Raw genomic sequence first — 22,212 nt, 5'->3', positions numbered from 1 at the left:
TATTAACCATTGAATTATGAAGAAAAGAATACATGTTCTTGAAGACGATCAGGATATCAGATACATCATTGAGTTCTTATTAAAGGATGAAGGTTACGAATTACAGCTTTCCTCCACTTTCACAGAACTGAAAAGTAAACTGAACGATGCATTACCTGATTTGTTCATTATCGACGTTATGCTGCCTGATGGCAATGGCATTGAGATCTGTGAAGATCTGAAAACAGACATGTTCACCAAACATATTCCTGTAATCGTGATGTCTGCTAATCCTGGAAGTAAAGAGAAAAGCATTACAGCATTCGCAGATGATTACATCAGTAAACCGTTTGATCTTGATTATGTTGTAAAAAGGATCGACAGATTGCTGGCTGGTAAAGTAGCTTAAGTTTTTATTTGCTAAATTTAGCACATGATCTTACTTGAAAACGAAAACATCAGGGTAACCTTTGCTGCCAAAGGTGCTGAATTGAGAAGTATCACTGGTAAAACCACTGGTCTGGAGTATCTTTGGAAAGGCGACCCGGAATACTGGGGCAAGTTCAGCCCCATTCTCTTTCCCGTTATCGGAGCGTTGAAAGACGAAACTTACTTTGTGGAAGGAAAGGAATATCACCTTCCCCGTCACGGATTTGCACGTGATCATGAATTTGAAGTAGAGCAGATCAGTGCTTCTGAAATTCTCTTTACACTGTCAAGCAGCCCGGATACCTTTGCAGTTTATCCTTTTGATTTTGTGCTGGGATTAAGATATGTGATCTCCGGATCATCCGTATCCTGCACTTATGAAGTATACAATCCGGCTGATAAAGACCTCTTGTTTTCAATTGGCGGACATCCTGCATTCGCTGCTCCCATCACAGGCGACGCTTCATACGAAGACTGTTACCTGGAATTTGCAGTAGATGAATCCCTGACGTATCATAAAATCGAAAATAACCTGATCAGTGACCAGACAGATGACCTGCACCTGGATAAGGGCAAGATGTTTCTGAAGCATTCCCTTTTTTATGATGATGCCCTCGTGTTTAAACATATGGAAAGCCGCATGATCACCCTGAGAAATACGGTAAACGAATATGGGTTACATTTCCGTTTCAACGATTTCCCGTTTTTTGGCATCTGGGCCGCCAAAGATGCAGATTTCATTTGCCTCGAACCCTGGTGTGGCATTGCCGATGGCGTTGCTACCAATCAGCAGCTAAGCGATAAAGAAGGAATAATTGCTTTACCGCCAGCTGAACACTGGAAAAGGGTATGGGAGGTTGAAGTTTTTTAATCAGACTTTAGTACGCTTACTTTAATATGCGATGCATGCTTGCCCTGTGCGTACACCCTGTGGGTAGCTTTCTGAAAATCGGCTGCTGTTGCTTTATAGATATTTACAAATTTTTGCGGATTACGGTCAACCAGCGGGAACCAGGAGCTTTGCACCTGCACCATGATCCTGTGGCCTTTTTTAAAACAGTGTGCCGCGTCCTGCATATCAAATTTAACTTCAGTAATTTCTCCCGGCAACATAGCCTCAGGTACAGTAAAGCTGTTTCTGAACTTTGAACGCATAACTTCACCGCGCACCAGCATCTGGAACCCGCCCATTTTTGTGCCGGGAACCGGGCTGTCATTTACAGCATCTCCGGGATAAACATCAATCAGTTTCACTACAAAATCTGCATCTGTACCAGTAGTTGACACAAATAGATCTGCAAGCAGATTTCCGGAGATCACAACTTCGTTTTCCAAAACAGGTGTCTGATAAACGAGTACGTCCGGGCGCGATGCTGCAAAACGCTGGTCTTCATACATAAAGTCGCTGCCACGGTCTATCCTGATTTCCTTTGTATAAGGAACAGGTTTAGCCGGGTCGCTGATAAATTCATCATATGCATCGCCTTCAGCTTTTGGGACTTCAAATGAAAGCGTCCCGTCAGCGTGGAAGTATAAATTCTTTTGCTGTGCTTCCAGGGGTGGCCAGGCAGTATATTTCTTCCATTCATTGGAGCCTGTCTCAAAAATATTGGCTTTTGCGAGTTGGGGCGACTCCATTTCCTTAAGGTAATGGTTAAAAAAAGCGAGTTCGATCTGTTCGCGGTAAAAAGGGCCGGTGTCCGAATGAAAACGTATATTTCCCAGCGTATTGTTATTGCCTCTGGTCCAGCTTCCATGTGTCCAGGGACCCATCACCAGAAAATTTGCAGCAGCAGGCTGATGTTTTTCTATACCTGCAAATGTTTTTAGCGGACCGTACAGGTCTTCCTGGTCAAACCAGCCGCCAACGGTCATTACCGCCGGTTTTATATTTTTTAAATGTTGTGCGGCATTCCGCGAAGCCCAGAAAGAAGAATAGGACTCATTGTCCATCATCTCATTCCAGATCCTGTTTTTACCCTTAAAATATTTCTCATTTACATTTTTCAGCGGGCCGAGCTTCAGGTAAAAGTCATAGGCATCAGGCGTACCGTACTCCGAGAACGACGCAGCTCTTTCTGCCGTAGGTTCCGGTCTTGCCGCGCCATAATAAGATAAGAAAGAGAAAGTCCCCATCAGGAAAAAAGCGCCGTTATGGTGACGGTCATCTCCCATAAACCAGTCTGTTACCGGGGCCTGCGGAGAAGCAGCTTTTAAAGCAGGGTGGGCATCGATAGCAGTCATCGTGGTATAAAATCCAGGAGCAGAAATTCCCCAGGTACCTACTTTTCCATTGTTGTGTGGAATGTTCCTAACCAGCCAGTCGATCGTATCATAGGTATCTGAACTTTCATCCACGTCAGTCTTCTTCTTTTTATGAGGGATATAAGGCCTGGTTGCTATAAATTCGCCCTCTGACAAATATCTTCCTCTCACATCCTGGTACACAAAAATATAGCCTTCTTTAGCGAACAGCATAGAGGGACCCAGGCTCAGCTTATATTCATTTTCACCGTAAGGACCGGCACTGTAGGGCGTACGGTTAAACATAACCGGATATTTCCTGGTCTCATCTTTCGGAACATAGATCACGGTAAAGAGCTTTGCCCCATCCCGCATAGGGATCTGTTTTTCCAGTTTCTGATAATGTTCCCGGATATAGGTTGAATCTTCCTGAACTGTTAAAGGACGCTGTGCAAATGCACCAAGGGAAAGAATTGACATTGCTGCTGATAAGATAAATTTGTTTTGCATACCGGAGCGTTAATGGGGCAAAATAAACAATTTGTCAGCAATCTGCTAACTTATTCTTTCAGATAGTAGGCTGGATTCATCTCCTTGTTTGGGCTTAGATTATCCCAGATCATCCTGATGCCTTCATTACTGTCCTTGTTTTTCAGTTCAATAATACGCCGCAGTCTGTTCACCGTTGTACATTCTTTCTGAGACAGATAGAAATCATTTTCCTGGAAGAAATCCATGAGCCGGTTAAAACTTTTCCGAAGGAACTTATCCGTTTCACTCAGTTTCACCAGCGCATTTATATGTTTGTTGATCGCAGAATGTTTTACCTGCGGTTTAAGATTCGGGATCAGATCAATGATGCCGTCCTCAGAAATCACTACCAGAACGGTCTGAGCTTTATGCTCCATATATTCGTAATAGCGCACAGCGGAGTTGTATCGCGCACCCCTCGATGAATCACCATTGGAAGTGGCAATACCATCGAGAATTACCCCAATGGCATGGCAGGTACAGTCGATATCAATGAGAACAGCACCATCAATGGAGCTGATCTGATGGATAATATCCTTGTTGATGCGGATAGGCCTGATCTTAAAACACTGGCTGCTGAGTCTTGCTGCTTCCTCAGCAGCTTTTGAAGAGATGGCCAGGATGGTGCCATGTTTTTGTTTGGTAGCCTCCATGGTAATGTCCCACAAAGTATTCAGCCTGACTTTATCTATACCTGTGAACAGCCGTTTCAAGCTGGAAAAGAACTTCTCCCTGTTGATCTTTTCATTGTACAGATCCGGCATTCTGAAAGCAACAGACACCATAACATGACCATGATGGGTCACTTCCCAGTGAAAGTGTTTGGTGAAGTTCACGATGAAAAGGGATTCTTCGTGGTAATTGTACTTCCCCCGGAGCTGACAGAGTCCATAGATCAGTACCGAATCTGACAGAATCAGCTGCTTATGGTCTGCAAGCTCAAGAAACTTCCTCACTTTCCTGAAATCCTTAATATGTATCGGTTTTTCAAGCTCCATCGTAATTCTTACGTTGGGGTGTGTCTTAGGGGCAATTACCATTTTTCCAAACCCTTCGGCACCTTCATACTTCAATGAAGAAATCGTATTGCAGGCATCATACAGAACATGCAGGCTGTTTGGGTGCTGCCCCGCCATAGAAACGGTGGTCATGAAATCCTGCCCGGCTTTGCTCACCAGTTCGTCACGCGTTTTTGCCAGTACATTAAAATCCGAGGGTGACTTTGCTTTGAGCGCATTGGCACTGGCATCAAGATATACTTTGATTACACTTTCAATAAATGAGCGACTGATTTTCTGACCGGAAAATGAGCTGTCTTTACTGAGGTAATAATAGGTGTTCAGTATCTTTTTATTCAGTTCTGTTACTACGTAAACAAGATAGCCATCAATTAAAACAGGAGAGGAGACGAAATTCTCGTTACTGCTGCCGTTGATATGTGCTCTCAGCACACGCTGGATTTCTGATGTATAGGCTGCATTTAACAGCTGCTGATAATGCTCCTCATCATTACATTCCTGCTGGTTCATCTGCAGGCTGTGCTGGATACATAATGCTTTGAGCGAACGGAAATCCTGCGGAACATATTCAGCTTCAGGGCATTCCACACCTACGAAAGGACGGTTCATGTTGGGTTTCAGGCTTGCTGCTATCAGGAATACCTTTGGGGCCAGGCGTTCATCCAAAGAATTGAACAGTTCTTCGGCAGCCAGTACCAGTGAGATCTGACAATGCTGCTGATGTTCCCAGATTAAGTTTGCACAGGATTTCATAGCTTCTCTTATTTACTCTAGTAGATCTTTTGCTATATTACCTATGGGTTTTAATGGTGATGACCGGATAAACAAATGTATTTTAAGTTTTCTTTTAAAAGTGTTAAAAAGAGTTAATTGATCATATATGATTTCACTACATTAGTCGTTTATAATTTAATTTTCAAGCCAGTCATTCAATACCTCAATGCAACCAACAAAATATTCCAAAACAGCGCTCGGCGCTGCTATTCTTGTAGCTTCTTTAGGCTACTTTGTAGACATCTATGATTTACTGCTTTTTAGCATAGTGCGGGTACCAAGTTTAAAATCATTAGGCCTTACAGGTACTGCGTTGACAGATACAGGAATATCGCTGCTGAATATTCAAATGATCGGCCTGCTGCTCGGGGGAATTTTCTGGGGCACGCTTGGGGATAAGAAAGGGCGTCTGTCAGTGCTTTTTGGCTCTATATTTATTTACTCAGCTGCTAATTTTGCAAATGGCCTGGTACATTCTGTAACAGCATATGGCATCTGCAGGTTCGTGGCAGGTTTAGGTCTTGCAGGAGAACTGGGAGCAGGAATTACACTTGTAGCAGAACTGATGCCCAAAGAAAAACGGGGATATGCAACTACAACGGTAGCTGCGGTAGGAGTGAGCGGTGCGCTTGCAGCCTATTTCGTAGCCAACCTTTTTGAATGGCGTACGTCATTTTTTGTGGGCGGCGGCCTTGGGCTGGTACTGCTGCTGCTAAGAATTGGTGTGGCAGAATCGGGTATGTTCAGCCAGTCCAAAGAAGCCAGCAACCGTGGCAATTTTTTTGCCCTTTTTGGCAGTAAGATTCAGTTTATCAAATATATGCGCTGCATCTTTATCGGGCTGCCCTTCTGGATGGTGGTCGGGATTTTCATCACGCTATCACCGGAATTTGGAAAAGTCATGGGGGTGCAGGGCGATGTAAATGCAGGAGCAGCGATTGCCTGGTGTTACGGCGGAATAGTCATTGGTGATATCATCAGCGGCCTGCTGAGCCAGTATCTCAAAAGCAGGGTCAAAGTAGTATATATCTTTTTGTCCCTCTCTGTAGTTGGGATTATCGCTTATCTGACACTGCACGACCTTACACTTGATCATTTCTATTGGTTATGTGGGGCGATAGGACTGGCTACAGGTTACTGGGTGATCTTTATGACCATCGCTGCAGAACAGTTTGGTACCAATATCAGGGCTACAGTAACTACCACAGTACCTAATTTCGTACGCGGTGCAATCGTTCCTATATCTTTTCTGTTCCAGCTTGGCAGAACATTTTACCACGGTTCCATCATCCTGTCCGGAATTACAGTAGCAGTAATCAGTTTTGGAATCGCCTTTCTTGCATTGAGCAGAATGAAAGAAACTTTTCATAAGGATCTGGATTATGTAGAAGAATTTTTATAAAAAGTACAATCAACAATCATGGAATATATTCTGGGTATAGATATTGGCACCGGTAGTACAAAAGCTGTTGCAGTAGGTATGGATCATATCGCTTTTGACAGCAGCCAGTATTTTTATCCGACAGCTACCGCAAAACCACAGTACAGCGAGCAGGACCCTGAACTGATCTGGAAAGCTTTTCAGGATAGCATAAAGGAAGTGGTCGGTAAAGTGGGGAGTTCCCCGCTTGCGATCAGTTTGAGTACTGCTATGCATAGCCTGATCGCTGTTGATCAGCACTGTAATGCCCTGGCACCAATGATGACCTGGGCTGACAGCAGAAGTACTGCTATCGCTGAAAAGCTGCTGGCGTCTCCACAGGGAATAGAGCTTTACAAAGAGACAGGCACGCCGGTTCACTCGATGTCGCCGCTCTGCAAGATCATGTGGATCAGGGAAAACGAGCCGGAGTTTTTCAGTACTGTCCATAAGTTTATATCGATCAAAGAATATATCTGGTACCGTTTGTTTAAAGCTTTTGAAGTAGATCATTCTATAGCATCCTGCAGCGGGCTGATGGATGTGGAGCGACTGGTTTGGAGCAGTCTGGCCCTGACCACTGCAGGGATCACCAACGCGGAGCTTTCAAAGCTCGTATCCACTACTTACACGAGAGCAGATTTTGATCCTGCAGCATCACTGGCCTTTCTGAAAGCAGGGACGCCCTTTGTTATGGGTGCAAGTGATGGCTGCCTGGCCAATCTTGGCACCGGTGCAATTACGCCGGGTATTGCGGCATTAACGATCGGAACCAGCGGCGCTTTACGCATGGCAAGCCACGAAGCCCTGTACAATGAAAAGGCAATGACTTTTTTTTATCGCCTGGATGAGGAAATTTTCATCAACGGAGGCCCCGTTAATAACGGGGGAGTGGCATTGAAATGGCACCTCAGGAATCTTTTTCAGAAAGAGCAGCTTAGTCCTGAGGATTATACATCGGCATTGGCTAAGATGGAAACAGTTTCGCCAGGAGCTGAAGGACTGATTTTTCTACCCTATCTGCAGGGAGAGCGGGCACCCATATGGGATTCCAAAAGTTGCGGTAATTTTTTTGGGATGCGGCTTACGCATCAACCAGAGCATTTTACCAGGGCTGTGATTGAAGGGATCTGTTTCGCCCTGAATGATGTGTTGCAGTCTCTCGAGGCATCCGGGCGGCAGATCTCGCAGCTTAACGTGAGCGGTGGATTTGTTTCATCAGCGGCCTGGCTGCAGATCATGGCTGATATCACTGGAAAGAGGCTGGTACTGGCCACTACTGAAGATGCTTCGGCAGTTGGCGCAGCGTATCTGGCTGTCAAAGCTACAGGTCGTTCTGAAGTGTATCCTTCACCTGTTCAGAACGAGAGTACGGTTGTAGAGCCTAATGCGGTAAATCACTTGGTATACAGGGAATATTTTATGCTTTATCAGAGGCTGTATCAAAACCTGAAGGGCCTGATGCAGGAAATGTATGTCCTTCAGAATAAAGGCTGATATTACATTACAATCTTCCTGCCACCTGATTTTTAGTTACTGCCTGCAGGCTGGTGTACCGAGTTGTAAGCTTTAACAAGAGACTGGATAGATTTCACATCGAAAGTATTCATGTCTTTTACCCTTGCAGTCAGGTCCTGGTCGTCAGAGAATTTCTCAAGTAATGCATTTTTGATATAACGGTAGTTGGCATCGGGATTTCCTTCCTCCGGAGTGATTTCAAGCATGTCACCCGTACCCGGTTTTTCAATGTAAATCAATCCCTGACGGCGTGGCTGTCTTGGCTCATCGTCATCACGGTTTCCGCCACCCGCAATGCTTACTCCGCCACCAAATCCAAATCCGCCGAATCCGCCGGTACCGATACCCAAACCAATAGATGGCATGAAACGTACGCGTCTTCTTTTCTTTTCAACACCAGTGCTTCCACCCATTGAGTAAAGGTTAACCGAACCTGCTTCAATCAGTTTGAAAAAACGGTATTCTGTTTTTTTATGACTGATAAAGGGTTTGCTCACAAAGGTTTCGCTGTTCCACATGAATTCTTTGATATCTTTAGCGTTGAACTGCTGAACCTCTCCGTCATCTTTTTTAATACCTACAGTGACAAAATCTGTCCCCTGTATGGTTCCTCTGATGAAATTGCCGTCAGAGATCACTACAGCATCCTGCGCTGCAGCAGTAAAAGAAAGTATAGAAAGGAGCAAAATTGCGCTCAGGTATTTTATCGTCTTCATATCAGTCCAAATAACGTAAATAGTTTACCAAATGTTGTCACGCGCGACTCAGATATTTTGCTATTTATAAAGGAAATACAATTCTAATAAATTTGTTACTGAGTTTTCGCTTAGAATCTAAAAATGCCCCGGTTTTGCACTGCCTCCAATTAGTGTCTAACTTTTTGGGGGCAGTGCATTTCCGGGGCATTCTCAATTGTTTTAAAAGGTATTAAGTTTGCTATCTAAGGTTTTACTGTTGTTTTTGCCACTGTTTTTTTAGTGCTCGTTTTACTTACTGTCTTGTTGGCTTTATAGCGCAAATCCGGAGTGCCATCTTTTTTGGTTACCGTTTTATTCGCTTTATAGCGCATGTCTTTTGTGCCATCCTTTTTTGTTTGCGCAAAAGTGGTAGTGGTTGTAAAGGCCATAACAGCCAGTAGCATCATCATGATTAATTTTTTCATAGCAACAGAATTAAGTTTAAATGAAGCTAGGAAAGATTTCTGAAAAAAGCAATACCAATGAAATTTGTCACAGATTGTATTGAATAGTATGTGTGCCTCCCCTGATAATCTGAATTTCAAATACATGATTTTCTAATGCTTTAATTTTTGCGCCCTTACAAAGAGGTTTTGTTTTGCTCTTTATACGCAAAGTACCTGTGCCTTCAGTTCCGCTGATCCTGATCTCAGTCTTGCTGCAGTAAAGCTTTACAGAACCATGGGGTGTAGGGACAGTTCCTTCCATCCAGTCGAGCCCGGCAAGTTCAGGCTCCGCCAGGTAAGTTCCATAACCCGGAGAAGTAGGTTTAACCCCCAGAAAATACTTACCCAGCAGATAAATAGGGCTTGCTCCCCAGGCATGACAAAGGCTTTTCCCGAACGGCCGGCCGTACATAGCCAGATGTTCTGTACCTTTTTTACCCGGATCAAACTCTTCCCAGAAAGAAGTTGCCCCGAGTTTCAGCATGCCTCCCCAGTAATCTTTAATCTCCTTAAGTACATAGGGTTGTTCTCCCATAGCACAAAGCGCTTCAAGTTCATAAAAGCGCATATAAGGAGTGGTGATCTTCTGCACCGATGGATTGAGCAGAACATGTTTTTTAACAGCCAGCTTCTGAGTGTCGTTAAAATAATTAAAGAAAATACCGAACATATTTGCATACCGCGTCACATTATTTGTCTGCTGACCATTCACATAACTATGCACCAAAGCCTGTTTATCAGTATTCCAGTACTTTCCAAAGATGTTTTTCTTCAGTTCAGAAGCAAGCAGGTTATAATGAGCTGCATTAACTTTATCATTTGCAATCGCGGCACTGGTGGCCATGGTTTCAAGGCTGCGGGCCAGCAGAAGCTGCTCAAAACTAAGTTCGCCCTGTTTGCTCAGGCCATCTGCCCAGTCAATAAATACCCAGTCGCCCGCCATACCTTCCATCATGCCATCCTTGTTTCTTCTGGCTAAACAATAATCCATCAGACTCTTCATCCTCGGATAAAACTGCCTGATAAAAGTCTTGTCTCCGGTATATTCATAATAATCGTGTATACCCATAAACCAGTAGAACGTATAGTCCATAATGGTATTCACATGGCTGGTCACAGGATCTTTTCCTCTCAGTGCCAGTAATGTACGGGTCACCGAAGCTGAGTCAAAAAGCAGGTAATAATTCATCAGATAACTCTGATAAGCATCCCCAGACCAGATCCAGCGGTCGCGTTTAATACCATCTATGAAAAACTCCCGCGTGTTTAAGTGAAAAGTATATTTTGAAACCTCATAGATCCTGTTGATCTCCTCGTCCGAACAACGGAAATTACCTTTGTCTTCCACAGGGAGATATTCATAGAGCATCGACACCGAATCCAGACTCATGCCGGGATCCATTTGTATATTCACATAACGGAATGCTCTGGTCAGCGTATGTATTGTATCCTTTTTTTTATCAAAACCTATGTGCAGCTTATCCAGTGTTTCACACCGGGCAGTGTCCAATGCTTCCTCCCTTGATTCGCCATAATAGATACCCAGCGTGCCTTTCCCTTTTAATCCCTGAAGCTTCAGGAACCCAAAAGTTTCCTTCCCAAAATCTACCATCAGCGACTGCCCGGATCTTTCTGTTTTAACTGCCGCCTGTGGTTTAACCGCCAGTTTAAATGCTGAAGGAGGGCTGGAAGGGCTGTCAAAGTTCCATGCAGCAGCGTTAAGCCAGCTCGTGCCCGACTGATCTGAGGCTTTTCCCGACTGGTCTATCCATTCCTTATCCTCAAAAGTAACAAGCCAGGAGGAATCAGATATCACCTTTTTCCCCCGCACAAAAATCGCGGGCACATTGTTCTGACAGAATACCTTCAGACTGATCCTGTGTTTACCGGCGGGAATACTGATCTTGTCCGGATACCCGAAAAGAGATTTTCCGTCTATTTTAACGTTATACTGGCCCTCCACATAAAGCTCGGCGACTTCAGCTTCAGAAAGCTCAAAATCCTTGTGAAAATCAATCAGCACATAGTGGCTGTCCATCTTCCAGAAGGGAGGGAGGAAAGAACCCCTTTCGGTTCTCCGGTTCTGCATTCTGTTTCCCAGCCAGATCTCAAAATCCCCGGGGTACCAGATCCATGTGGCTTTTTGTGCCAGAGTGCTTTCTGTACAAAGGCTCAGGAAGAAGACTATTAGGACAAGTGAATTTCTATACTTTAAAATCATAAATGATATGTTAGTGGTGCCCGTTAAAGAAAATGTACAAGCCAACCATTACAAGGGCCAGCACAGACCATGCTATCCACACCTTTCCGGAAGGTTTTTCCACAACTGTGAGGCTGTCCGACTCAAAAGTATGAGGCTGCCTGTCTGTTAAAGAAATTATAATGGCAATCAGCATCAGCCCTGCAAATATCAGAAAGGACAACATCAGGTAATGCGGCCAGAAAGGATACTGATCCGGTGGCAGGATCCATAAATAGGTGATCCCCGTGGCCAGACTAAGTGCTGAGCCGGCAGAAAGGGTAAAATTTACCGCCTTCCGGCTCATGGATTTCCAGAAAACTGTAAGCAGAAATACAACAGATAAAGGCGGGGCGATAAAACCGAGTACCGACTGAAAGATGTCGAATAAATTGAGCCCTTTGATATGATCTATAGCCAGTACAACGATAACCGCAAGGAAACATCCGGCCACAACGGAAAGCCTGCCAACCCGGATGATCTCCTTGTTGGTTGCAGCAGGATTAATCTTTTTTACATAAACATCCATCGTGAAAACCGTACTGAGGGAATTGAGCGAAGAGCCGATAGTACCCACAAGAACTGCAATGAGCACAACGATCACCAAACCGTTCATACCTGGTGGAAACAGATGCGTTACCATCGTCATGTAGGCTTCATTGGGATCTTTAAGACCCGGGAAAAGTACGGCGCACAAGATTCCTGTAAGAATAAATAACGGCAGCGAAAGGATTTTCAGCCATGCAATAAAATTCACCCCCAGTTGCCCCTGTTCCAGAGTTTTCGCCCCCAGAACAGATTGTACCATCGACTGATCGGTGCAGAAAAAAGCCACCGCAGCCACTGGATAGCCCAGCAAAATAGCATACCATGGATATTTGGGATCACTGGCCGGCTGGATCAGGTTCCAGAAATGGGCCGGTGTATGGTGATATACTGAAAGGATGCCGCCAGCTTTGTGTAAGCCAAGTATAGTAAGCGTGAGGGAAACAGCAATCAGGAGGATCATCTGGAAAACATTTACCCTGGCAATGGCTTTCAGGCCGCCCGCAAAAGTAAACAGGCCTGCAAAGGATACCAGCACTGTTACCGATTGCCACATGGGAATACCCAGGATCTGCCGCACCAGAAAACCGCCGGCAAAAAGACCAAGAGATAACCATGAAATCAGTATTTTAATCAGCGCATACCAGGCAAGGATATTCTGCGTGGAATCTCCATAACGCTTGCCCATAAACCCAGGCATTGTGCTCACTTTGGCAGCAAGGTACTTCGGTGCAAAAACAATAGCCAGTAAAAACAGGAAGAGGAAGGCGTACCAGTCGAAATTAACTGCTACAATGCCAGTGGTATATCCTATGCTGGCAAAGGCCAGCAGCATTGAAGGACCCACATTGGTTCCCCACATATTGAAGCCTATACTTTGCCAGCCCAGCGATTTACTGGCCAGGAACAGTGTATCTCCCTGCTGTTTTTTATCTTTGAAACTGGCCCTGTAGCCAATCACCATCAGGATCACCAGATAAGCGGCAACAATAACGTAATCCAGCGTGGTCAGACGCGCTACAATATTACCCATTTGTCAGGGGTTGAAGGCCGATCCGCTCTTTTGAAATTTCATATTCTTCCAGGATTGCGTCAAGCTTCACGGGTAATCCGGTAGTCAGGGAGCGGTCCATCGCCTGTAAAAGTGCAATTGTGCCAATTCCCTCTTTAAGATCGGGGTAGGCTGTGGTCCCGTCTTCAAGGCATTGTGCAAAGTACTCCAGGTAATTCTGGTATTCACCCGCATGGTGACTTTTACCTTCAAACCTGAAATAATGTTTCAGCTTGTGTTCCCATGTGATAACTTGTTCCTCACCGGTATTGGTGGTAACCGCATAGCGAAGATCCATGTAGTCCGCCTGGCTGCAGCCTTCGGTGCCCCTTAAAATGCAGCTCATTTCACTGTCGCGCAGGTTGGGCTGTACCGGTCCGGTATAAGCCCCGCTCACCCGGGCAATCCTGCCATCCTTTGCCTTGAAGATAAAATGCATGGTGTCCTGGTTCTTTAGTCCGGCCTGAGCGCCGTTTGCGCTGAGCATTCCGTAGCCCATTACTTCTTCAATGTCAGGTAAGTACCACCTGATAAAGTCGGTTGGATGACTCAATCCACCGTATAACCACTTAAAGGACTGCTTCAGCGACCAGCCCTTTTCCAGGAACCAGCGATGGTCGGCATGATAGTAACCTTCAATCGTGATGAGCTCTCCGATTAAGCCCGCTTCAAAATCTTTACGCTGCCTTTTCAGCGGTTCAAAAAAACGTGAACTTTGGCCCACAAACACTTTTCTTCCGGATTTTTCACTGAGGCTGATCAGCTCATTGGCTACAGAAAGATCGTCAATAAAAGGTTTGGTACATACCACATGTTTTCCGTGCAGGAGGGCTTGCTTCACATGTTCGGCATGTAAATGATCAGGCGTGTAAATGGCAATGACGTCAATTTCAGGATCATCCAGCAACCGCTGATAATTGGTTGTGAAATTGTAAAAACCGAATTCTTTTGCCCTTTGTCTGCACAACTCTTCGTTTGCATCACAAATGATCTTCAGCGAAATCTTTTCACTGGCAAGTGCGGCCGACATCGTGCTTCGGCCTTCTCCTAATCCTAATATTCCTAAGTGTAGCATGAAAAATATGTTTAGATAGTTATTGTTTTACCTGTTTTAAAGGAACCCAGACTTCGCCGGGTTCTGTTCCTGTAATGCCCTGCTGATACTTCTTCATGAGCGCATTCCAGTCGTTCATCCTGGGGTTATTTGCCGTGGATTTGGGATTGAGCTGGTCCAGGTCTGCACCCTTGGGAATACTGATCACCAGCATCAGCTGATCTCCGTTTTTAAAAACCTGTAATTGCTGAAAACCTGCATTGCAAAATCCCTGTGATACTTCCGGCCAGTCTTTCAGCTGGTGTTCGTGATAACTCAGGTATTCTTTTTGCAATACGGAGTCCTTTACCATACCTGCCGTGAAGATCACGTTGTCCCAGGCAGAGACAGTCTTAGCTCCCGGGCATTGTTTAGAATTTTTAAACTCATAAAATGGCGCATTATAAATTTTGATACTGTCCTCCTTAAAAACCTGTTGCAGAGCATCACGGAGCAGCACTGGATTTTCTATTGCACCGTAAACTACCGAATGGTTATTCCACTGATAGATACAGCTGGGGGATAGCCCATATTTTTGAATGGTTTCAGTCAGTATTCTGATGTTATGCTGCTGCCCGTTTTTGCCTGTGAGTTCAATCACCTTTGTTTTTTCGGAATGATTGATCTCCCTGTTTTTATCAGGAACTGCTTTTTCATTTTGGAGATACCGGTATGGAGACTGCAATCCCGCTGATTTTTTAATGCTGTCTGCAACCCATGGGCCATTGTTTTCCCAGCGGTTTCCAGGTCCATTTGCGTTCTGAAGGTATTTGTCGCTGGGTGTCCAGTTGTTTTTAATGGTAATAAATGAAGAGCCTTCATCTGTATACAGGTAGAACCAGTGATTGGGATCATGCGCGTACGGAGCTTTATAGATGCTGTCCGCAGCGTTTTCTGTAATAAAAGAGTTAGGTTGTGCAGATAAGGTATAGATGGCAGATACATCATACATATGTTTGCCGTAGCGCTGGATCTTATTTGCGCTAACGCGGTTGTCTCTCATAACATTGACTGTCTTTGTCCATCCCCATCCTACAGAAATGCCCATGTAGGAGAGCTCACTGAGGTCATTGTGAGTAATAGTGATACCCCTTACATAACCTGCGCCAATTCCCACAGCGCCCCAGTCTTCATTTGCGATATCAGTAAGTAAATTATTGCTGATCAGGTCATTGCTGCAAAGCTCTCTCCCGTCTTCTGGCTGATAGGGGATATGCACTTCCTGAGCTTCATCAGAAAATACCCCGGTCTGAATCCCTGTTCCGCAAATATCCTTAAACAGGTTTCCCCTGATGATGTTATCATGGGTTCCTCTCTGGTAATCCAGTCCGGCAGAACCGAGATGTTCAAACCGACAGTCTTCGAAGCTGGTATGATCGGCAAAAGCGATCTCGGCAGCTGCGGGGGGCCGACCAACCCAGGCCTGGTTTTCCAATGTCTTTTTATCTGCGGTACCAGGTGTTTTGAGTTTGTAGGCGTCCAGCATATACATGCCCGACTGATGGGGCACATGGCCTTCGCGGGAGGGACGAAGCCAGCTGCTGTGTTCAAATGTCAGGCCTTTAAAGGAAACATAAGAGACTGGCCTGTCGATTGTTCCCTTCATTTTTATTAGTGTTTCAAGTACCGGAACCGTCACCAGGGCCGTATTTATGTTCTCATTTTTCTTTGGCCAGTAATATAACTTCCGGTTTTGCTTATCCAGATACCATTCCCCGGCCTGGTTCAAAAACTGTATCGCGTTGCTGAGATAATAGGCAGAGTTTCCGGTTTCCCTGGAGATCCAGGGCGCCGGCCAGGGGTGTTCCGACTGTATCCGGCTTTCGGGCTGATAAAAGGAAAGTTTGGCACTGTCACCACTGAGCTCAACAGACTTGATCCTCAGGACAGCTACAGCCCACCACTGGTGAATCAGCATTTCCATCCCCTTCACCTTACTGATGTCCTCATGTGATTTAGGAATCCAGCAGCTTTGATCTTTGTGGTTCCAGGAGAGTATTCTGTTCATCCTGTCCGGGGGAGTATCTCTTGAACGCAGGGCTTTCGCTTGATTGACATATAACTGCCGGAAATCAATAACTGCATCTCCGGTCATCGGCGCATCGGCTACCCATACTTTCCCTTTCGCAGAGGCCGGTAAACCGGCAACAATCCCGCTGAGTTTCCAGCCTGTAACGCTTTTTCCTCCGCTGATCACAGGCCTTTCACCAGCTGCCGCAACAATTGTGGTCGGGCTTGCAGCTGTGCCGGCGTCTTCCGGCAGGATCACTATCGGCTCGTCCAATACGTACATGCCACCTTTTACGATAATCAAAATACCTTTAGCAATAGAGGGATCAGCGGTTCTTCTGAGTTCACGTGCTTTCCGCACTGCAAAAGCTATATCTGCCACAGGTTCTGCCCTGGTTCCGGGATTGGTATTATTGCCCAGGGGAGACACCCAGATCTCGGCCGCCTGTAGAAAACAAGTGCCTGCAAACAATAATAAAAGAATCATCACAAAATGTTTACTTCCTGGGATCATAGCTGGTTTACCTGTTTGTTTTAATCACAGATCTTTGATTTATATTTTGGTTTTCTTCGTGTAAAAATACAGAGGCGGGATATGTTTTTTTTGTACATGGTTCTCTATGTATTGTAGGATATCATCTTTTCGACACACTCTGCCTTAACAAAGCCGAAGAGCTGCCGGAAACAGAACTCATTTGACAAATAGCGCTGCAAACAATTTCTCCCTGATACGGTTATCTTCTTATGCCTTATCAACCTATTTTGCCCGGTAAAACCGAAAGACCCGGAATGACTCTTATTCAAAGATTGGTTTACCTGCTGGACGAACAGTTCCGCCTGCCGGGAACCAATTTCCGGTTTGGCCTTGATCCCCTCATGAACCTTTTTCCGGTAGTGGGAGATATGACAGGCTTTGTGATTTCGGCAGGTCTGTTACTGGCGATGGCAAGAAAAGGAGCCAGCAACAAGCTGGTAGTACTGATGAGTATCAACATATTCCTTGATGCGATCATTGGCGGCATCCCCTTCATCGGACAGGTTTTTGATTTCTTTTTCAAAGCCAACAGCCGTAACCTCCGTTTGATAAAAGAACACTATGTAGAAGGAAAACACAGTGGAAGCGGCAAGAATACACTTGTCCTGGCTATAGTGATCCTGATAGTCCTGTTGGTCATGCTGATCTTTCTACTGGTAAAGCTTGGCGACTGGCTGATAAGTCTGTTCTAAAACAAGAGACAATAACAGTAAAATGATAACTTCAGTCAGAAAAGTAGAAAAACGTTCAAAAGATTTCTGATTTTATGAATATTTCATCAATTCCACATATTTATGGATGTTTTTCATAAAAAAATGTGCCTTTTCCCTCTTTTACCATGTTTGAACTTGTAAAAGGATTAAAAATATTGTAATTATACGATCTGTTACTCTCGCTTATTTATATTAAATATAATTTTTACCTTTAAATATTGATCATATTACAAAAGTTACATTTTACCAGTCATAAAGTGCTGAAAATGTTGCATTGATTTCTTTTTTTGCGGAATATTGTGAAGGCTTAAAACGATTTAGCCTTTGGACTGATTTAAGCGTAAATTGACACATATCATCTGCCATATAGCGCAGAATCAAGACTTTACCTGAGGATGGATGTCAAAGGTAATAATAGGTAATAACAGTTAATAATGAAGGCCAGTTTATCTGGCCTTTTTTATTAGTTCATGCCCAGCAGTTTGTTATACTCCAGAATAGCATTGGTAATATTCTGCACAATTTCTTCTCTGCCGCTTTGCGAATTGATATACTCTTCTTCTCCCGGATTACTGATAAATCCAATTTCTGTTAAAACTGCCGGCATACCTGCCTTTGCCAAAACCGCAAGGCTCTGTTCTTTTACACCACGGTCCACACGCCCGGCCCGGATATACTGCTGCTGGATCAATCCCGCCAGTTTAATACTTTGACGGCGATAGGCATTTTTCATCAATGAAAGGATAATAAAACTTTCAGGATCATTTGGATTGTAGCCCTCGTAGTTGTCTTTATAATCTTTCTCTAAAAGGATGGAAGCATTCTCCCTCACTGCCGCATCCTGCTCCCCCAGACGGCCGGAACCTGATACCAGGGTCTCTACTCCGGTTACATTTGTCCTGCCTCTCATGCTTGCAGGCATAGAGTTACAATGGATTGAAATAAACAGATCCGCATGTGCCCTGTTGGCAATGGCTATCCGCTCGTACAATGGAATAAAAACATCCTCGGTCCGGGTGAATATCACTTTCAGATTCGGGATCTGTTTTTCAAGGGTTTGGCCCAATAGCAGTGCCACCTGTAATGCAACATCTTTCTCCCTTGAAAATTCTCCTCTGGTAGATCCGTCTTTACCACCGTGACCGGCATCCACAACAATGGTCATGCTTCGGGAAGTTAAAGGAGAGGCCTGTACAGGAGGTAACTGTGCCGGGGGCAATTGCACAGGGACAGTTTGTCCGTAACTAAAAACAGAGCTGATCAGTATAAGGCATACAAAAATATTCCTTATAAATAAGGGTTTCTTAATAACGTTTGGCATTCGTATTCGTGTGTTTATTCAAATTTACGAAAGATTACCATTATATTTAATATACTTTGTCAAGTTTTGACTGAACCTGACAATCCAGGTTTGGTATGCTTACATAAATATTCATTACCAAACATCTGGTAAAACAGATATGCCAAATATAAATTGTACCGCGGCCGGGCGTTAAAAACAGCATAATCTGCGCTGGGCTTTGGGAAGCAACATTGTGTAAAATCAAACTGAATGAAAGTTTTAGTTGTACATACCTTCAACCAGTTTCAAAGGGGAAATGACAGCATAGTAACCAGTGAAATTGAGTTGTTAAAGTCTTATGGGATAGAGGTTGAGCTGCTGGCGCTCCCTGTCGCTGCGGGCGGCAAATTCTCTGCAACCCTGAAAACTGTTTTCAATTATTCTACCTGGCAACGCGTCAGGCGCTGCATCTCCGCTTTCAAACCAGCAGTTGTACATTTTCATCACCTGGAATATGGTAGCCTTGCATCTGCACTTTATGCCGTAAAGAAGTGTGGCTTGCCTCTTGTTTATACGCCACATAATTATTCTTTACTTTGCCCTTCGGGAACACTCTTTCATCAGGATAAATTATATACAGATTCCCTGAGGCAGGTCTTTCCCTTCAGCAGTATCAGGAAAGCAGTGTACAGGAAATCAAAGCTGCTCAGTTTTGCTATGTCTGTCAGCATGCTCCTCCATCATCTTTTAGGAACCTGGAACAGGATAGACCGGCTAATGGTCCAGGGAGAATCTGTAAAGAAATTGTTTGCACAGTCTAAATTAAGTGCCCTGTCCGGCCAGATCACACTCAGTCACGCGTTTTGCCAGCCTCCGGCTAAGGAAAATTACGGTTCCGTGCCGGAACCCTATTATCTGTATACAGGAGAATTTAGTGATGAAGCCGGGCTGCCGGTTGTACTCGAAGCATTTGCTGATAACGGTTTGCCGCTCAAAGTTGCAGGGAGCGGTTTTCTTGCGAAGCTGGTCTTCGGATACTCCGAATTTTATCCAAACATCAGCCTGATAAAAACTGAAGATCCCGGAGAAGTAACCTTACTGCTCGAAAATGCAAGGGCGCTCATTGTCCCTTCGGTATGGCTGGAGCCGTTTGGCAACAGGGTGGCCAAAGCTTTTTCCCTGGGCGTACCCCTGATAACATCCAATTCAGGTACACCCGGCGAAATGGTCCTGAATGGCTATAACGGTCTGTTGTTCGAAGCTGGTAACGATAAGGATCTGAGGGAAAAGGTAGATGAGTTTCAGGCACTGCACTGGTTGGAGGCCAGCAAGTACCGTGATCATGCATTGCAGAGCTACAGACTTCAATATACTCCGGATAAAGCAGCAGAGGATTTAATAAGTGTCTATCAGGCGCTTTGCAGCCCGGTAAACACAGGAGAAATCCTGCCCGGTCTGATCTGATTCAAAATAAAATACCCGGTTTTCCAATGTTTCAACTATGCAATCCCCTAAAGTGGGGATAACTTTGATCGCTTTTGGGGATATAGGATGCCTGATGTAATCTACATATTTGTATGACTCATTAAATGATAATCACAGGAGAGTAGCGGAGGTGACAGGCCTTTGCCGACCCGAATGTGAGCGTCTTTATCGGTTCAATTAATTTAGTAAGTTTTAGTTCAGTTTGATGGCTCCCTGCATGGGGAGCCATTTGCTGTTAAGCCCAATTTTGCTGGGCCATATCCCCACATTTGGGGATAGAGAACCCCCATTTTTGGAGATAGCATCAGGCTTGCATTTTGCTGAACTTTGCACTATGGCAACGACAGTAAAAAAACAGGATAAAATTAAGCTGAACGGAACTGACAGGACTGATTTTAACGGTATGATGGAACTTGAATACAGCTACCTCTATGAGTGTCTGAGAAAAAACAAGGACACCGATATATATTTCTCGGACCTGTTTGCGGCCCTGCATGCAGTAGGAATTATGGAAAACGATCCAAGGTTAAAGTTCGACTTGTCGGACCTGAATTTAGCTTCGCGGAGGCTGGATTACGAAACATTCAAGGATATCCTTAAACACAGCCTGGGGGGCGTCATCAAAGATGCTGTTCAGGGAAACCTGATTATTCCCGATTTCAAAAGCTTTTGCAAAGAGATCAATGAAATCTATGATCTGACAAATAAAAACAAGGGCGGTAACGTGGCCACCTACATTCCGCAGCTGGGCAGGGTAGACCCTGATAAGTATGCGATATCTGTTTGCACGGTCAGTGGGCAGCAGTTTTCCATTGGTGACAGCAATGAGGATTTTTGTATCCAGTCGATCTGCAAACCGGTCAACTATTGTATGGTACTGGAAGAACACGGAGAAGATATCGTACATCAGCATGTTGGCAGGGAACCAAGCGGAATAGGCTTCAACGGGTTGGTGCTGAATGAAAATAATCTTCCCCATAATCCGATGATCAATGCAGGTGCGATCATGACCTGTTCAATGATCAGTCCGGAACTGGAAATGGCAGACCGTTTTGAGCATGTCCTTAATTTCTGGAACAAGATCACCGGAAACCAAAATGCAATGGGTTTTAACAATTCGGTTTATCTCTCTGAAAAGGAAACGGCCGACCGCAACTTTGCCCTGGGGTACTATATGAAGGAAAAGGGTGCTTTTCCTGAAAATACAAACCTGTTGAATACGCTTGAATTTTATTTCCAGTGCTGTTCTATACAAACGGATACCAATGCAATGGCAGTTGCTGCAGCAACACTGGCAAATTCCGGTATATGCCCGCTTACCAATGAACGTGTGATGGAGAACAATACTGTGAAAAATTGTCTTTCCCTGATGAACTCCTGCGGAATGTATGACTTCTCTGGTGAATTTGCATTTACTATAGGATTGCCTGCAAAAAGCGGTGTTGCAGGTGGCTTGATGCTCGTGATCCCCAATCTGATGGGAATTGCAATCTGGTCGCCAAAACTCGATAAATCAGGAAACTCTGTAAAAGGCATCGAGTTCTCCAAGGAGCTGGTAAAACGCTATAATTTTCACAGCTATGACAGTTTAAATCTGAATAACCCGGATAAAAAAGATCCCCGCCTGAAAAGAAATGAAGCCAGAATTGATGATGCAATGAGCCTGTGCTGGGCAGCATCTGAAGGTGATCTGCTGGAGGTGCAGCATTTATATGCACGCGGCATTAATATCAATATGGCTGATTACGACGGCAGGACCGCCCTGCACCTGGCAGCTTCAGAAGGGCACGAACATGTGATTGCTTATCTGATCGACAAGGGTGTCGACTTAAATCCGCGCGACCGCTGGGGGAATACGCCGCTGCATGACGCCTGCAAAGGAAAACATAACGGCACCATTTTGCTGCTCGAAGCCAATAACGCCCTGAAATAAGGACATCCCCACTATTGGGGATAAGATTGCCAATTATAGGGATATGTACTGATCGTAATTATGACCACCTTTGTTGGTGTGATTAATGAAAAGGTTTAAATATTATATTGTCGTGCACACTAATAAAGGCTTGGAAAACAAAAAATCCTGAATTTAACCTGCTATTATTTGGGATGGTATCGCTATATTTGGGTGTTGCTCTGTTAATGTGTTCATTTAGTGTGCTTT

16 protein-coding genes are annotated in these 22,212 nt (G+C 44.6%); 7 read left to right on the top strand and 9 right to left on the bottom strand.

The genetic code is table 11. The features are described from left to right. The first annotated feature begins 16 nt into the window (after nt 1-16). Both ABWY16_RS06380 and ABWY16_RS06375 read left to right on the top strand, forming a co-directional pair. The gene (locus ABWY16_RS06380; protein WP_353903817.1) at nt 17-388 is read left to right on the top strand and encodes a response regulator transcription factor; all 372 of its coding nucleotides are present in this window, start codon (nt 17-19) and stop codon (nt 386-388) included. A 24-nt stretch (nt 389-412) separates the two neighbouring features. Then, on the top strand, nt 413-1,279 hold the full coding sequence (locus tag ABWY16_RS06375; RefSeq protein WP_353903816.1) for an aldose 1-epimerase family protein: 867 nt from the start codon (nt 413-415) through the stop codon (nt 1,277-1,279). On the opposite strand, the gene ABWY16_RS06370 is transcribed toward ABWY16_RS06375, so the two are convergent. Together ABWY16_RS06370 and ABWY16_RS06365 are read right to left on the bottom strand one after the other, a co-directional pair. Next, entirely contained in the window at nt 1,276-3,162 is a 1,887-nt protein-coding gene (locus ABWY16_RS06370; RefSeq protein ID WP_353903815.1) for a CocE/NonD family hydrolase, read from the bottom strand. The two genes, ABWY16_RS06375 and ABWY16_RS06370, sit on opposite strands and share 4 nt — an antisense overlap. Before the next feature lie 50 nt (nt 3,163-3,212). Continuing rightward, nucleotides 3,213-4,955 carry a DNA integrity scanning protein DisA nucleotide-binding domain protein gene (locus tag ABWY16_RS06365; protein WP_353903814.1) on the bottom strand — a complete coding sequence of 581 codons (1,743 nt, stop codon included), beginning with the start codon at nt 4,953-4,955 and terminating at the stop codon, nt 3,213-3,215. A 187-nt stretch (nt 4,956-5,142) separates the two neighbouring features. On the opposite strand from ABWY16_RS06365, the gene ABWY16_RS06360 reads away from it, so the two are divergent. Both ABWY16_RS06360 and ABWY16_RS06355 read left to right on the top strand, forming a co-directional pair. Beyond that, nucleotides 5,143-6,378: an MFS transporter gene (locus ABWY16_RS06360; protein ID WP_353903813.1), complete on the top strand. Its 1,236-nt coding sequence runs from the start codon at nt 5,143-5,145 to the stop codon at nt 6,376-6,378. An 18-nt stretch (nt 6,379-6,396) separates the two neighbouring features. Continuing rightward, entirely contained in the window at nt 6,397-7,893 is a 1,497-nt protein-coding gene (locus ABWY16_RS06355; RefSeq protein WP_353903812.1) for a gluconokinase, read from the top strand. Between the two features lie 32 nt (nt 7,894-7,925). Here the strand turns inward: ABWY16_RS06355 and ABWY16_RS06350 are convergent, their stop codons facing one another. From ABWY16_RS06350 to ABWY16_RS06325, 6 genes are all read right to left on the bottom strand, one after another. Then, nucleotides 7,926-8,630 (bottom strand): hypothetical protein, encoded by a 705-nt coding sequence (locus tag ABWY16_RS06350; protein ID WP_353903811.1) that lies wholly within the window; start codon nt 8,628-8,630, stop codon nt 7,926-7,928. A 224-nt stretch (nt 8,631-8,854) separates the two neighbouring features. Beyond that, nucleotides 8,855-9,076: a hypothetical protein gene (locus ABWY16_RS06345; protein ID WP_353903810.1), complete on the bottom strand. Its 222-nt coding sequence runs from the start codon at nt 9,074-9,076 to the stop codon at nt 8,855-8,857. Between the two features lie 67 nt (nt 9,077-9,143). Then, nucleotides 9,144-11,318, bottom strand: coding sequence for an alpha-L-rhamnosidase-related protein (locus ABWY16_RS06340; RefSeq protein ID WP_353903809.1), 2,175 nt, complete (start codon nt 11,316-11,318; stop codon nt 9,144-9,146). 10 nt (nt 11,319-11,328) lie between these two features. Then, on the bottom strand, nt 11,329-12,915 hold the full coding sequence (locus ABWY16_RS06335; protein ID WP_353903808.1) for a sodium:solute symporter family transporter: 1,587 nt from the start codon (nt 12,913-12,915) through the stop codon (nt 11,329-11,331). Continuing rightward, nucleotides 12,908-14,008 carry a Gfo/Idh/MocA family protein gene (locus tag ABWY16_RS06330; protein WP_353903807.1) on the bottom strand — a complete coding sequence of 367 codons (1,101 nt, stop codon included), beginning with the start codon at nt 14,006-14,008 and terminating at the stop codon, nt 12,908-12,910. Before ABWY16_RS06330 ends, ABWY16_RS06335 begins: the two co-directional genes overlap by 8 nt. 19 nt (nt 14,009-14,027) lie before the next feature. Then, nucleotides 14,028-16,523 carry an L-rhamnose mutarotase gene (locus ABWY16_RS06325; protein WP_353903806.1) on the bottom strand — a complete coding sequence of 832 codons (2,496 nt, stop codon included), beginning with the start codon at nt 16,521-16,523 and terminating at the stop codon, nt 14,028-14,030. A gap of 302 nt (nt 16,524-16,825) precedes the next feature. On the opposite strand from ABWY16_RS06325, the gene ABWY16_RS06320 reads away from it, so the two are divergent. After that, on the top strand, nt 16,826-17,263 hold the full coding sequence (locus tag ABWY16_RS06320; protein WP_353903805.1) for a DUF4112 domain-containing protein: 438 nt from the start codon (nt 16,826-16,828) through the stop codon (nt 17,261-17,263). Nucleotides 17,264-17,747: 484 nt separating this feature from the next. On the opposite strand, the gene ABWY16_RS06315 is transcribed toward ABWY16_RS06320, so the two are convergent. Next, nucleotides 17,748-18,605, bottom strand: coding sequence for an N-acetylmuramoyl-L-alanine amidase family protein (locus ABWY16_RS06315; RefSeq protein ID WP_353903804.1), 858 nt, complete (start codon nt 18,603-18,605; stop codon nt 17,748-17,750). Nucleotides 18,606-18,836: 231 nt separating this feature from the next. On the opposite strand from ABWY16_RS06315, the gene ABWY16_RS06310 reads away from it, so the two are divergent. Next, nucleotides 18,837-20,030 (top strand): glycosyltransferase, encoded by a 1,194-nt coding sequence (locus ABWY16_RS06310; RefSeq protein ID WP_353903803.1) that lies wholly within the window; start codon nt 18,837-18,839, stop codon nt 20,028-20,030. A 355-nt stretch (nt 20,031-20,385) separates the two neighbouring features. Next, nucleotides 20,386-21,984: a glutaminase A gene (gene glsA, locus ABWY16_RS06305; protein ID WP_353903802.1), complete on the top strand. Its 1,599-nt coding sequence runs from the start codon at nt 20,386-20,388 to the stop codon at nt 21,982-21,984. The last annotated feature ends 228 nt before the right edge of the window (nt 21,985-22,212 follow it).

Origin of the sequence: Pedobacter sp. (assembly GCF_040513095.1) — a bacterium.
Taxonomy (GTDB): domain Bacteria; phylum Bacteroidota; class Bacteroidia; order Sphingobacteriales; family Sphingobacteriaceae; genus Pedobacter.
Note: the sequence above shows the minus strand (reverse complement) of the source record. Positions and strands in the feature narration are given on the sequence as shown.